This window comes from Hydrogenophaga sp. BPS33 (assembly GCF_009859475.1).
GTDB lineage: Bacteria > Pseudomonadota > Gammaproteobacteria > Burkholderiales > Burkholderiaceae_C > Hydrogenophaga.
The window spans coordinates 4521851-4534733 of record NZ_CP044549.1; the positions used below are offsets into that span (position 1 = coordinate 4521851).

Annotated in this window: 12 protein-coding genes; 9 read left to right on the forward strand and 3 right to left on the reverse strand. The window is 60.4% G+C overall.

Annotation, left to right across the window (positions count from 1 at the left end; all coding sequences use genetic code 11):
• Nucleotides 1-3: 3 nt before the first annotated feature.
• Nucleotides 4-1002 carry a ParA family protein gene (locus F9K07_RS20940; protein ID WP_159595261.1) on the reverse strand — a complete coding sequence of 333 codons (999 nt, stop codon included), beginning with the start codon at nt 1000-1002 and terminating at the stop codon, nt 4-6.
• Nucleotides 1003-1368: 366 nt separating this feature from the next.
• On the opposite strand from F9K07_RS20940, the gene F9K07_RS20945 reads away from it, so the two are divergent.
• The 9 genes from F9K07_RS20945 (at nt 1369) to F9K07_RS20985 (ending at nt 11069) form a co-directional block, all read left to right on the forward strand.
• Nucleotides 1369-1896 carry a spore coat protein U domain-containing protein gene (locus F9K07_RS20945; RefSeq protein WP_159595262.1) on the forward strand — a complete coding sequence of 176 codons (528 nt, stop codon included), beginning with the start codon at nt 1369-1371 and terminating at the stop codon, nt 1894-1896.
• Between the two features lie 13 nt (nt 1897-1909).
• Nucleotides 1910-2746 carry a fimbrial biogenesis chaperone gene (locus tag F9K07_RS20950; protein WP_159595263.1) on the forward strand — a complete coding sequence of 279 codons (837 nt, stop codon included), beginning with the start codon at nt 1910-1912 and terminating at the stop codon, nt 2744-2746.
• A gap of 118 nt (nt 2747-2864) precedes the next feature.
• Nucleotides 2865-5273, forward strand: a complete 2409-nt coding sequence (locus F9K07_RS20955) for a fimbria/pilus outer membrane usher protein (RefSeq protein ID WP_159595264.1) — start codon at nt 2865-2867, stop codon at nt 5271-5273.
• Entirely contained in the window at nt 5270-5824 is a 555-nt protein-coding gene (locus F9K07_RS20960) for a Csu type fimbrial protein (protein ID WP_159595265.1), read from the forward strand. Before F9K07_RS20955 ends, F9K07_RS20960 begins: the two co-directional genes overlap by 4 nt.
• A 136-nt stretch (nt 5825-5960) precedes the next feature.
• Complete coding sequence (locus F9K07_RS20965) at nt 5961-8027, forward strand: hypothetical protein (RefSeq protein ID WP_159595266.1); 2067 nt, start codon at nt 5961-5963, stop codon at nt 8025-8027.
• Between the two features lie 142 nt (nt 8028-8169).
• Nucleotides 8170-9411, forward strand: a complete 1242-nt coding sequence (locus F9K07_RS20970) for an RNA-guided endonuclease InsQ/TnpB family protein (protein ID WP_201451458.1) — start codon at nt 8170-8172, stop codon at nt 9409-9411.
• A gap of 240 nt (nt 9412-9651) precedes the next feature.
• Nucleotides 9652-10134, forward strand: coding sequence for a hypothetical protein (locus F9K07_RS20975; protein WP_159595267.1), 483 nt, complete (start codon nt 9652-9654; stop codon nt 10132-10134).
• Between the two features lie 188 nt (nt 10135-10322).
• Nucleotides 10323-10553, forward strand: coding sequence for a hypothetical protein (locus F9K07_RS20980; protein ID WP_159595268.1), 231 nt, complete (start codon nt 10323-10325; stop codon nt 10551-10553).
• A 12-nt stretch (nt 10554-10565) separates the two neighbouring features.
• A complete protein-coding gene (locus F9K07_RS20985; RefSeq protein WP_159595269.1) occupies nt 10566-11069 on the forward strand; it encodes a hypothetical protein in 504 nt (167 codons plus the stop codon).
• Nucleotides 11070-11356: 287 nt separating this feature from the next.
• Here F9K07_RS20985 and F9K07_RS20990 read toward each other — a convergent pair whose 3' ends face one another.
• Together F9K07_RS20990 and F9K07_RS20995 are read right to left on the reverse strand one after the other, a co-directional pair.
• Nucleotides 11357-11929 carry a hypothetical protein gene (locus tag F9K07_RS20990; protein ID WP_159595270.1) on the reverse strand — a complete coding sequence of 191 codons (573 nt, stop codon included), beginning with the start codon at nt 11927-11929 and terminating at the stop codon, nt 11357-11359.
• Between the two features lie 99 nt (nt 11930-12028).
• Nucleotides 12029-12847, reverse strand: a complete 819-nt coding sequence (locus F9K07_RS20995; protein WP_159595271.1) for a peptidylprolyl isomerase — start codon at nt 12845-12847, stop codon at nt 12029-12031.
• Nucleotides 12848-12883: the final 36 nt, after the last annotated feature.

Sequence of the window (12883 nt, forward strand, 5' to 3'; positions counted from 1 at the left end):
CAATCAGCGAGACTTGAAAAATCGAGCCAACCACCCTTTGGGCGTCTTGAGATTGAGGGAGTGCGTTTTCAAACCCGTGGTCAGCGAAACCTCGTATTGGGGGTAGTGCCCGATGACTTTGAAGGCCGCTGACGCCGGGGCCTGTTTGACTGAAGGCGCCTCTTGAACCATGCCATGCCCGCTGTCCGGGACTCCTGCCATGTTCAGATCCGCAGCGCAGATCTCCGCTGGCGGCCGGGTCTCAACGAATGACTCAGCTGAGTACAACTGCGGGTGCGACGGCATGAAACCCTTTATAAAGCGTGCCGCGTGATCGGCTCGCGCTCTATGCAAAAGCGGCCGTTCAACAGTCGGCGGAACAGTCCCCTCAGCACCAACATCTCTGAGCAAATGAGCCAACCAGTCCAACAGCGGCTGCCAATGAAGCAAACGGTCAGGGGACTCTCCATCTGCTCCATCAAAAACGCTGCTTCCAGTCTCCAAGCATGACCGATACACGGGGTCGTCCGGAATGACCGTCAAGAAAGGCAACGGTTTCGGCACCCCATTGGACTGCCACACTTGCGCAGTGTCACCAGGCCAGCGCATCCCAACGACTGCCACCTTGCAGCGACCACTTGCCACTCTAGGGTGCTGGCAGAGCTCCCGGAAAAATTCAACCGAGGTTTCGAGATCGAAGATGGACGGCCCCACCGGCATCACGATCGCGTCCACGCAAGCCAAGAGCTTGGCCAACTCCAAGCCGTGAATGCCTCCTGGTGTGTCGACTACGTGCGTAAGGCCCTGAACGGGTCGAAACGTCTTACCGAAGTCGCTGGGCCAACTGGAAATGGTCGCGTCCGCAAGACTGCGGCGGCCTAACCACGCCTGCGTTGAACGCTGCTTGTCAGTGTTGCCCAGCATGACGCGTCCGCCAGTGCTGGCGCACCAAGCGGCGATATGTGTAGCGAGGGTGCTCTTCCCGCTACCACCCTTGCGGTTCATGACAGCGATGATCGACATGGAACTGGGCGAGTAAGGAGGCTGACAGCTCGAAGAAGGACGTCAAACGCCCAAACGCTGTGCCGCCAATGGAAATGCCAAAAATATCCATTAAATTGATAATAACACCAATTCACATAAAACCCTACGAACACCTGTAGATGTGCATCCCTACTGCTAGGATGCGTCTTTTCCCTATGAAAGAGATAGATTTTCGCTAGACAATCGATCCAATTTTCATCTTGCATGGCTCCATAAATTGTCATTTTTATAGTGACATTTTACATTTTTACCATTTATGATGAGTCACAAGCAGTTACGGCCACTTGTGTGCTTGTCCCGATGGGAGCGATGTTGCTCCGAAGTTTCTTAAAAATGGAGTTCGATATGAAGACGAAGTTGATCCGGCTGGCTTTGGCCATGGGTACTGTGTTTTTCGCGGGCGCAGCGGCCGCGGCAGACGACACATCGGAGATTGAAGTGAGCGCCTCGATCGCGGCCGCATGCTCGGTCGGTGACGGCACAACCATTGACCTTGGTGCGCTGCAGATGATCACGGCCGAGGGTGTGCAAAACACCGCAGACGACGTTGATTCCACAACGTTTTCCGCAATCTGCACAACAGGCACAACCATGCCGACTTTCAAGTACGTGTCGGCCAATACGACCGGGACCGACTTTGTATTGGAAGGCGCCACGGAGTCCATCGTCTACACCCTCCACCAAGACACTACCGGCACGCTAGCGGCGGTCACGCACAACACAGATGCTGCGCATCCGGACTTCGTGGTTGATGGCACTTCGAAAGACTTGCCCATCGCTGTCAAAGTCACGCAGGCACAAAAGGCCGGCAAGCCCACCGGCGCGTATACCGATCTGATCACCGTTACCGTCACGTTCGACGACGGCGTCTGATCGCACCCCAGCCGTGTATCGCTTTTCCCTTGCGCGTTGCACGGCATGCGTCCGTGAGTTGGCGCCTTTCTGTGTCACCGTCTGGGCCGCTGCACTCGTTCTTCCAGTAGGTGTTGCAGCTGCCCAGGTGTTGATTCAACCGGTCGTGGTGGAGCTGAGCGCGCGGCAGCGCGTTGCTTCCGTGGCCATCTCCTTGTCAAGCAAGGCAGCTTCGCCGCTGCGCTTGCAGGCAGACGTCCTGAGCTGGACCCAGGATCTGAACGGCCGCCCGGTGACCGAGTACACGGACGACATCCTGGTCACGCCTCCTCTGGTGGAAATACGCCCGGGCGAACGCCAGGTGTTCCGCTTGGCCTTTCGGGGGCCAAGGACGTCGACCGATGAGCTGGCGTATCGGCTGAAGCTTGAAGACATCTCGGCCGAGAAAGATGCGGCCGAGGTGGTGCCGGGCATGCAGATTAGCTTTCGTTCGAACTACGACCTGCCGGTGCTGGCCGCGCCCGTGGGAACGGCGGCCCCTCTTTTGCGCTGGAAACCCTGCCCCGGTAGCGAAACTGCGGACGTGGCGCTCCCCGGCCAGACCCATTTGAAAGCCCCCACGCCTCGCGCGACCGCCACGTGCATCCGTGTGCTGAACGATGGAACCCGCCGCGTGAAAGTCAACAAGTTGATGCTGTCTGGTGACGGTTGGCAGGAGATGCTCACCTTGAAAAATGGCGAGACAGTACTCGTGGGGACGGAACGTGAGTGGCGGGTGCCACGATCCCCGGGCAGCATCGGTACGCCCTCGGGTGTCCAGATCGAAACGGCGCAAGGGACTACCTTGAAGGCCGAGGCCGGGGGGTTTTGAGTTGCGGCTCGCATTGGCCGTGGTGGTGTTGGTAGCAACGCCACTGGCCAGGAGCGAACAACCGGCACCGGCTGCTGGCGTCCTCACGCGTTCTGACAATGAGACACGCGTCTCTAGCGTGGAGCCCGCCAACCAGCAATCGCCTTCCGTGCGGCCGCGCCGAGTGGCCCTATCAAGCGGCAACGGCAGCGGCAGCGGCAGCGGCAGCGGCAGCGGCAGAAAGAATGGCAGCGACAACGTCAAGGTGTGGTTCGTCGATGTGTCTGTCAACGGACAACGCCTGAAAACCCTGGCTAGGGTCGAGCGCCATTCAGACGGCACCTTCCTGCTGCCTACAACCACTTGGGCCGAAGCACGGCTGGCGCCCCCGCAAAAGTCCCGTGTCCTGGGTGATGGCTCGCCAGCGTTTGCGCTCAACGACGTGACCCGCGCGAACTGGAATCTCAACGCCAAGACGCAAAGCCTTGAGATCAACGTGCCCGCCAAGGCATTCGTCCCGTCCACGCTGGGCGATCGCGGCATGTTGGCAGAGCCGCCGCCAAGGCCTCCGCCGGGCATCCTGCTCAACTACGACGCCGCCGTATCCCAGGTGCAGAATGCGGCGCAGCCGACCGGCGGCGTGGCCTTGGAGGCGGTCTTGTTCAATGGCTTCGGCAGCTTCGTCACGTCCGGTCTCGTGCGATACGACGGACACGCCAACGAGGCCTACCGTCTCGACTCGTTCTGGCGCTACGACTTTCCCCATCGGATGGCCGCCGTGGTGGTCGGCGACACCGTGGGCGCCAGTGGGGGATGGAGCAGGCCGGCGCGGTATGCGGGTGTGCGCTTCGGGCGCGATTTCTCCATGCGCCCCGGCTTCGTGACTGCACCCCAATTGTCTCTCGCCGGCGAAGCCACGCTTCCCTCCACGGTGGATGTGCTCGTCGACAACGCCAGACGCTACAGCCAGCCGGTGCAACCCGGGCCGTTCGATCTGACCAATGTGCCCATGACCAGCGGCGCGGGAGAAGTCAACCTGGTCGTCCGCGACCTGTTGGGACGCGAAACCGTCGTCACGCAAAGCTACTACCAGTCCCCTCGCCTTCTGGCACCCGGCCTGTCCGACTATTCGTTCGAGGCGGGATGGCTTCGCAGAGGCTACGGCGTCAGCGACAGCTACGACAAGGACCCTTTCGGCGCTATCACCTGGCGTCAGGGACTCAACCCCAACTTGACAGGCGAAGTGCGTCTTGAGCTCCAGCCAGACCGCCAGGCCACCGGCATCGACTTGAATGGTTTGCTCGGTCACTGGGCGGCCGCGCGACTAGCCGTGGCCACCTCCAGCCAGAAGATTCCCGGCGGCGGAACCGAGACGGGCCAGATGATGCAGTTCGGGCTAGAACGGTCAGCGGCAGGCAAGGGAATTTCATTGCAATACGAGCGCGCCAGTCGGGATTTCTCGCCTTTCGGCGAAGCGCTCCTGACCTCGGCACACACGGCCGACGTTCTGGGGCAGCGGCCACGGGAGACGCTCTTTCTGGGGGTCGGCGGGACGCTGCAAGGAAAGCTCAGTGGCGGCTTGAACTACGTGCAGAGACTGCGCTGGAGTGGTGAGACCGTCGAAGCGGTCGGCGCTTCGTTGAGTTGGTCCGCCTGGCAACGAGCGAGATTTCACCTGTCCCTGAATAAGCGGCTGGACAACGATCGCGAATGGCGTGCGGCCTTCAGCGTTCACATCCCGTTGGGGAACGGCGTGAGTTCGTCGGCCAGGGTGGAGCGCAATTCCGAAGGCACGACGACGTCGACGGTCACCGCGCAACGCAACCCTCCTGCTGGACCCGGACTTGGCTGGAACATTGAAGCCTCACAACATGACAGTTCGCAAGCCAGAGCCGGGTTGCAATACAACACCAGCAACGCTGAATTGTCAGCGGATGCCAGTACGCGAAGAGGTGGTGATTGGGCACTTCGCCTCGGCGGGCGTGGCTCCGTTGGCTGGCTGGCTGGCGTGCCATTTGCCTCTCGACCAGTGGGCCAAGGTAGCTTTGCAGTCGTCGAGGTGGGTGGTGTGCCGGGGGTACCCGTGAAACGCAGCAACCAGGTCGTCGCCTACACCAACGCAGATGGCAAGGCGTTCATACCCAGGCTGGTGCCTTGGCTGAACAACCAAATCGAGATAGACCCCATCGACCTGCCGCTGAACGTGGAGGTCCATGAAACGACCAAACCGGTGACACCGTACCCCCGCAGTGGAGCGCTGGTGAAGTTCGACTTGCGGCGCACTCGCCAGGCGCTGCTGACGCTGGTGCAACCGGATGGTGAGGCAGTGCCCGCTGGTGCGCGCGTGCGCTTGCTTCCGGACGGCCCGGAGTTTTTGACAGGACGCAGAGGCAAGGTCTGGCTCACCGATCTGAGCAGTGCACGCCAACAGATTCAAGTGCGCTGGAACGGCTCGCATGGCTGCTTGTTGATTCTGGATGTCCCCGAGAGCAAAGATGGCTCCCCTGGTTTGCTCGGGCCTTTGACGTGTACCAGCCCCAAGCCATGACCCATCGTTGCCCAACCCGTGTCGACCAAAAGCTCCCTCGAGGCGCCCTGCGCATCGGTCTGAAAGATGCACTCCGCGCAGCGATCACAGCCGCAATTTGTGTGAGCACGCCGGCTTTATGGGCCGGATCCTGCGAAGTCACCGCAGGTGCCTTGGCCTTTGGGCCGTATCAGCCGCTGACGTTCCAAAGCAAGTTGATGTCGCTCGACAAGGACAGCACGGCCGATATCACGGTGGATTGCATCGCCATAGACCAAGGCGGCGCCTATTCCATCAGCCTTGGAGAAATCAACGGAAGCATCGCCAACCGCACCTTGCGGATTCAGAAGCCGGGCTCTCCAGCGATGAACTTCAATATATTCATCAATCCTGATCGCACCGTGATCTGGGGTGATGGCACCACAGGTGCGGTGTTATCAGGTTCGATCCCTGCAAACAACAGCACCCAGAGCCACACTGTTTTCGGAAGAATCCCTCAGGGACAGCACTCGTTGCACGTTGGGGAGGATTACACCGGCCAGGGGACTGTCACGATTACCTATAACCCTTGATTGGTCGCTCGCGGACAGATCTACTCAGCCCTTGGACGGCTGGGGTGCTCCGGTTGGAGGACGGTAAAGCCGACTTGAGGAGTGGTGCCTATACATGGCTCCACTCATCAGATTTCGGGCTACTCCAATGTTCTCCTTGCTCATCACCATCCTCAGCGTGGCGCTCGTCGGCGCTCTTGCGATGGCTACGCTCTACTACGGTGCGTCCGCCTACACCAAGAGCATGGCCGAAGCTCAGGCCGCAAAACTCATCAACCAAGGCAACCAGCTCCTGGGCGCGGCAGACATGTACTTCGCGCAAAAAGGGATGTATCCCTCATCCTTGCAGGAGATGGTTGATACCGACTTCCTCAAATCCATTCCCGTCGCCTCTCGCGAAGGCGACGGCGCGGGCATGTCGAACGCATTCGCCGACGAAGGCGAGTGGTCCATTGCACCGGGCAAGGCGCTCTTCACCCATGACTCTGCGGCGACCAGGGAAACTTGCGTCTCCTTCAATCAGAAGGTGCCACCTGGCCACGCCGGCATTTTGAAGCAAGCGTACGTCGAGCTCAACTCGCAATGCTTTGGTGAGTCCGGCAGCTACACGGTCCTCGTCAAGAGGTCTGAGGCTACGACTTTTGAAAATGCACCCTTGAATGTGGCCGCGCTCGCGACAGTACCTTTGAGCGCGGCGCTGGGAGACCCGGAAGCTTGGGACATGGAGCCTGAAGCGGACGAAGCGCAAGCTCCGGATGACGAGCCGGCGGCTGAAGACTCCATCGTAATTGCTGCCATCGCTCGCGCTCCCGGCGCATCCTTTTCGACACCCATGAATGTGAGCGGCTCGTCTACGGCTGGCTTTGTAGCCAACTTCCTGGACCCCGGCTCAGCATTTTTGTCCGTTCGCAACATCAGCCCTGAGCCCGTGACCGTCGCGGTACAAGGTGCCACGGTGGATGGCTCCTACTTCCGCACGGCGGAGGACTACTTCGCGCTGGGCCAAACTGCGGAACAGGTAGAAAGCCTCTTTACGTCCACCGGCGCAGAGCCTTGCCGGGCTTCCACTCAGCTCGCGCCCAATGAAGCATGCGCCATCCTGGCCAGCATCACCCAGGGACCGCCTGGCACCGCCTATCCCGTTGCAACCGTAGGTACGACCAGTCTCCAGATGGGATTTACTCCAGATTGGATGCCTCTTGTGGCCTCCAAGATGTGGGCTTCCATCACCCGCAACATCTACGTGGCCAGTGGAGACGGCAACTGGGGCGTTGGTAGCGGCTCTGCATCGACCATGGGGGCATTGCCCGTCACGAACGGCTCTATCAAGACATTTACCCAGACGCAACACAGCTTTGTCGAAATGATGGAAAACAGTTCGGCGGTGCTCCTGGTTAAAGCTGACGGCTCCCTCTGGGGACGTGGCAATAACGTCTATGGAGGTCTCGGCACAGGCAATACCAATGCTGTCTCCACACTGACGCAGCTGAGCATCAATGGCGTGAACAAGGTCTACGTGGATGGGTTCAGAACCTATGTCATCAAATCAGACGGCACTTTGTGGGGCTCGGGCACTGGCACGGGCGCCGGTCGCACCTCAGCAAACAACAACTGGTTTCATCGGCCTCTCCCAGAGTCCGTGGTGGACGGTGCCATCTGGAATAGCGGCATTTTTGCCCGAGCCGCAAACGGCAATCTCTACTATCGAGGGACCGTTTATTACCCAGAGACCCCCAGCGGAACACAGTACGACACGAACACGCCCTTCATGACCGGTGTCGCAAAGGTCGCCAGCCTCGGACGCCATGCGCTTATTCTCAAAACGGACGGAACGGTATTGAGCGCCGGTTACAACGAGTACGGGCAACTCGGCATCGGGAGCAAGGTCGAGTACCGATTCGATTTCCAGCCTGTTTTCTCCGGCGCATCAGATGTGTTCGCAACGAGTCGCCAGAGCTTCGTCATCGGCAATGACGGTCGTCTGTATGCTGCCGGCTCCCCCGGTATCAACACCACGAGCAGCGCACTGGGCTTGGGCGATAGGGAAGAAGCATTGAGTTTCACCCTGGTTCCGGGTCTGGACAACGTAGTGAGCATCGCCAGCACCGAGCAGACCACGCTGGCCCTTCGCCGGGATGGCACTGTCTGGCGCACCGGGGCGGGCACCTATCTTCTGCGCAGCTACTACGGCAATACCACCTTCTTCGTTCCCGCGTACTTTTAGACGCCACCACGAACCGCGCTTTCAGGGCGTCGCGCAAGGAGCGTCATCACAAAACGCCATTCCTCCCGGTCCTTCAGGTCCGGGAGGAATGGCGCGAACTGCTTTCTCAATAGAGGGCTAAAAGCGGTGCTTAGACACAGGAATGCCCAAACGCTCCTGTCGCCCTTCGCACGAAAGACCGCACGCCACGCGCGTGCTGCACCTTCGGCTCAAGGACAGGCACACCGCCCAACTTCTGAAGATGGCGGCTGACGTGAACTTCGTCTGGAATTACTGCAACGAGCTTTCGTTCAAGGTCTGGGAACGCGAACGCCGCTTCATGAGCGGCTTCGACTTCAGCCCGTACACCCGAGGCGCCTCCAAGGAGGGCCTGAGCATTGGATCGGCCGTGTTCCAGGAGGTCTCCGAGGAGTTCGCCAAGAAGCGCCGGGCCGCCAAGCGCGTGAAACTGCGCTGGCGCGTCTCTCGCGGTTCCCGGCGCAGCTTGGGTTGGATTCCATTCAAGGCCCGCTCGCTGAGCTACAAGGCCGGCCAGGTGTCCTTCCAGGGGATGAAGCTCTCCCTGTGGGACAGCTACGGCCTGGCCGACTACGAGCTCGGCGCGGGCAACCTCTGCGAAGATAGTCGCGGTCGCTGGTATCTCAACGTGTGCGTCAAGGTGAAGAAGGAGACGCTGCCTCGCCCTGCGGCTGAGGTCAAGGTCGACGCCGTGGGCATCGACCTGGGGCTGAAGGACCTGCTGACCACCAGCGAGGGTGAGCGGGTCCCCGCCCAGCGCTTCTACCGCGACCTGGAGCCCCGGCTGGCGGTAGCGCAGCGCGCCGGCCGCAAGCAACGCGTGAAGGCCATCCACGCCAAGATTGCGAACCGCAGGAGGGACCACCTGCACAAACTCTCGACCGATCTGGTGCGCATGCACCAGGCGGTCTTCGTGGGCAACGTCAACGCCCAGGCGCTCACCCAGACCAGGATGGCCAAGTCCGTCCTGGACGCCGGGTGGAGTGCGTTTCGAACCATGCTGCAGTACAAGTGCGATGACGCAGGCGTGTGGTTCAAGGAGGTTGACGAGAAGTTCTCCACGCAGGAGTGCAGCGCCTGTGGCGCGCGCACCGGACCGAAGGGCCTGGCGGGCCTAAGCGAACGGAGTTGGGCGTGCGGCGCCTGCGGCGCTCACCACCACCGAGACGTGAACAGCGCGCTCGTGATTCGAGCGCGAGGGTTGGCTTGGCTGGAGAACGAATTTTCCACGGTGGGGGAGGCGAGAGCCGAGGAACCCGTCGTGAATGAGCACGGGCCTTCAGGCCTGTGCGCGGTCGGGCATGACCGTCCAGTTGTGGGAATCCCCGTCCTTCAGGGCGGGGAGGATGTCAACAAAGTGCAATAGCGCTCAGACCAATGCGATCCCACACAGACGGCCACCTCGAGTGGCCTTCTTCACGTTCGAGCTTAAGCGGGCCGCCGCGTTCACCTTCGGCCCCAATGCCAGATCATGCCTCTCGCTCACTGCATGTGAAAACTGACAACTTTTGAGCCAAATTGTCATTTAAAATATCATAAACTATTTTTATCAGTATAAACTGGCGATCAGATTGCAAGCCACAAACCTCACTCAGCACTCTGCGCCATGCCCATCCAGACTTCTCCCACTGCTAACAACGGCGGCACATTCCGTCTCCCGTCTCTGCCACCGGCGAGGCAAGGCACGCGTGTGCTTGTGGTGTTTGAAGGCACTGAACACAGCTTGCCGAGCGAAGTGGCGACCACATTGCTCTCAACGCTTCTCCCCAATGTCGCAGTTGACCAAGCATGCATCGCAGCGCCTGACGCCTATCTCGACATCCTGTCGTCACAACTGATGACGCTCAATCATTACCGACTCATATTGGTGGCCTCCGAGAGACTCCGAATTGCACTTCGCGCCGCGCTACCGAGCCTTTCAGACCGAATCTATCGACTTGACCACTTCGGTGACCTCAGTGCCGAGGGCAGCACGGCGAAGGACAAGGACGACGTCTCTCATGAACTCTCATTGCAACAGGGCTTGAGTCACTGGTCCGTCTGTTTGTCTCAGTTGCTTAACTCGCCATCCTGGTACAGGTTGAACTGACGGTTACGGCAACGTCGACGAGTGGATGAACCTCAAGCTGCTCGCACAGAACATGAAGGTGCAGACCTCCCGGGTGCTGCGTCGCGATGTGCGAGCCAACCTGGCCAAGGTGATCTACACCCCGGATCAAGTATCAACTCGACCCTGCCCACCTGAAGCTGTACCAGCGCATCGCCGAGGAGCGCCTGGTGAGCCTGGGCGACGGGGTGGAGATCGACGCCATGCTCGTCGTCAAGGCTCCGACAACGCCGACACTCTTCACGCAAGTGGTGGCGCGGCTCGATCGAGATGGGCAGGAGGACGTTGTGAACTGTCGAGTCGCGATGGCGCGAGGGACTGCCCAGGTTCGAATGTTCGACGACCTACTGGCCAAGGACGCTCTCGCGCCAACAGCGTTCAGGGCAGTTTCAAAGACCTGAAGGAGGCCATTTTTGGCGACGAGTAACACCCGCACTTTCCTTGACGATGCCGAGAGCCACGATGCAATCATCGACACCATGCCCGAGCGCGAACGGCACGAATACCGCAGCTACGCAGCACTCAGTCTGGAGGCCGTCTTCCCCAACCGGGTGATGGTGGTCTACGACTTAGTTGGCGGCAGACCTCTCAATCCAGAACTGCTCAAGTTCGGAGACATTTCAGTCACGAGGATCCAAGGACCTATCTTCGAATTAGAGTGCGGAGGAAAGCACTTCGATATTGGCCTGACCCCTACCCGCTGGAAGGGCCGAGACGTCTTCCTGCACGTCCCGCAGAACTTCATTTTCAAATGGAAAGGAAAGAAAACCCCTGATAGAGAGGTTCAGTTTGCGCCACACTATGCGGTCCTGATTAGGACCCGGAGCAAAGAGCACCTCCAGGTCGATCAGCACACGTACTGTGTGACGCTGAATAAATTCAGCGAGCGGTTCCCGGAGGTCAAACTCCGGTACTGAATCTCTCGACTGAGCCGTTCAAATTCAATGGACAACTGTTCCATCGACGCCAGCAGAACGGTTGCGCTGACGATTCGGAGGACGGGATCTCACCGCACCGGCATCGGTTTGACCTCTTGAGGCGGCACAGGCGGCGTTGACCACCTGTGCAGCTTCAAGGGCTGCGAGTCTTCGCAACCGATGCCACCCTGCAAGGGTTCCTTGAACCTTGTAGCGGACTTTTGCCCAGTGCGACCACTCATGCCTCGAACGATTCCTCACGGGTATTCGTTGACATCCTCCCCGCCCTAAAGGACGGGGATTCCCACAACTGGACGGTCATGCCCGACCGCGCACAGGCCTGAAGGCCCGCGCTCATTCACGACGGGTTCCTCGGCTCTCGCCTCCCCCGCCGTGGAAAACTCCTTCTCCAACCAGGCCAGCCCGCGCGCCCGAATCACGAGCGCGCTGTTCACGTCTCGGTGGTGGTGCGCGCCGCAGGCGCCGCACGCTTCGAAACGCGCTCCACCCGGCGTCCAGGACGGACTTGGCCATCTTGGTCTGGGTGAGCGCCTGGGCGCGGCTTCTCCAAAGCCGATGCCGCGAAGCGCGATGGCCTTCGCCGCGGCCTGATGTACTGAGACGCCAAGGGGCTTGGCGTACTTCACCCGCCCGATGACGGACGTGTACGCGGGATTCACTTCGATACTGGGCACCTGCATCAGCAGTGCGTTGCTCTGCAGCGCCTGCACGATGCCAGAGTAGGCGAAGCTCGAGAGCGCCCGCGACTGGCGCGCCTGGTCGAGCTTGTCCTTGGTGCTGGCCAGCTCCTGCTTGCGCCGGCTGAAGTCCAGCTTCTCCATCACCAGGGGCTTGCCCACCTTCGCGGCGTGCGCTAGCACCGCCTTGGCGGCCAGGCAGCAGTGGAAATCCCCGTCCTTTTGGGAGGGAAGGATGTCAACGGGAAGCTCACGGAGATGTCAATCCACCTTGGCACTCTCTCGCAGTGCCCTGAGCTGAGCTTGCAGCGTTTTTTTGGCAAGGGCTTGGAGCAGCTGGGGTTTGACCTTGTCTATCGCGGGCGCGACGAAGGCGCGCCGCTCTTCCAGACGCAGCACCTGCCAGCCAGCGGCAGTTTCCACGGGCCCGGCGGCAAGTTGCCCTTTCTCCAGTCCCTGTAGCACCTTCACCACCGCCGGAGAGAGCACGCCCATCGGTATCCATTCGGTCAGACCGCCCGACTCGCGCGTAGCTGCATCGCTGGAAAACTGCGCAACCACCGGCGCGAACGGGGCGCCACCCTTAATCTGCGCATACACCTCCTGCGCCTGCTTTTCGTCGGCTACCAGCACATGGCGCAGCCGCACTTCCTCGGTGCCCAGGGCCAGAACCTGGCGTTGATATTCAGCCTGCAGCTCGGCGTCCGAGGGCTGAACGCCTTGCAGGGTCTGCTGTTGCCACGCTTGTGCCAGGGCATTTTGACGCGCCAGATCGAGCCTGGCCCGGACCTGCGGCTGCTGGTCCAGGCCAGCCTTCACCGCCGCCTGCGCCATCACGGTCTGATTAATCAGCGTCTCGCGCAGCACGGACTGAAGTTGCGGCGTGTTGGCGGCCCCCCGGGCGATCTGCTCCTGCAGCAGCAGCTGACCACGTTCGGGGGGCTGTGCCTCACCGTTGATGTTGACCGCGAACGCGGTGGTCGGCTGCGCCAGACCATGGCTGACAGGCGCCAGACCGGCCACGAGTGCGACGGCCAAGGTGAGCATGGATCGGGTAAAGGAAACAGGTACGGTGTTCATCAAAAAGTTAATCAATGTTCAGTTTGAAAAAGTGAA

Excerpts from the sequence above, each read along its gene's own strand:
- F9K07_RS20970 (WP_201451458.1), top strand. The coding sequence starts at position 8,170 with ATGCCCAAACGCTCCTGTCGCCCTTCGCACGAAAGACCGCACGCCACG.
- F9K07_RS20960 (WP_159595265.1), top strand. The coding sequence starts at position 5,270 with ATGACCCATCGTTGCCCAACCCGTGTCGACCAAAAGCTCCCTCGAGGC.
- F9K07_RS20945 (WP_159595262.1), top strand. The coding sequence starts at position 1,369 with ATGAAGACGAAGTTGATCCGGCTGGCTTTGGCCATGGGTACTGTGTTT.
- F9K07_RS20995 (WP_159595271.1), bottom strand. The coding sequence starts at position 12,847 with ATGAACACCGTACCTGTTTCCTTTACCCGATCCATGCTCACCTTGGCC.
- F9K07_RS20975 (WP_159595267.1), top strand. The coding sequence starts at position 9,652 with ATGCCCATCCAGACTTCTCCCACTGCTAACAACGGCGGCACATTCCGT.
- F9K07_RS20940 (WP_159595261.1), bottom strand. The coding sequence starts at position 1,002 with ATGTCGATCATCGCTGTCATGAACCGCAAGGGTGGTAGCGGGAAGAGC.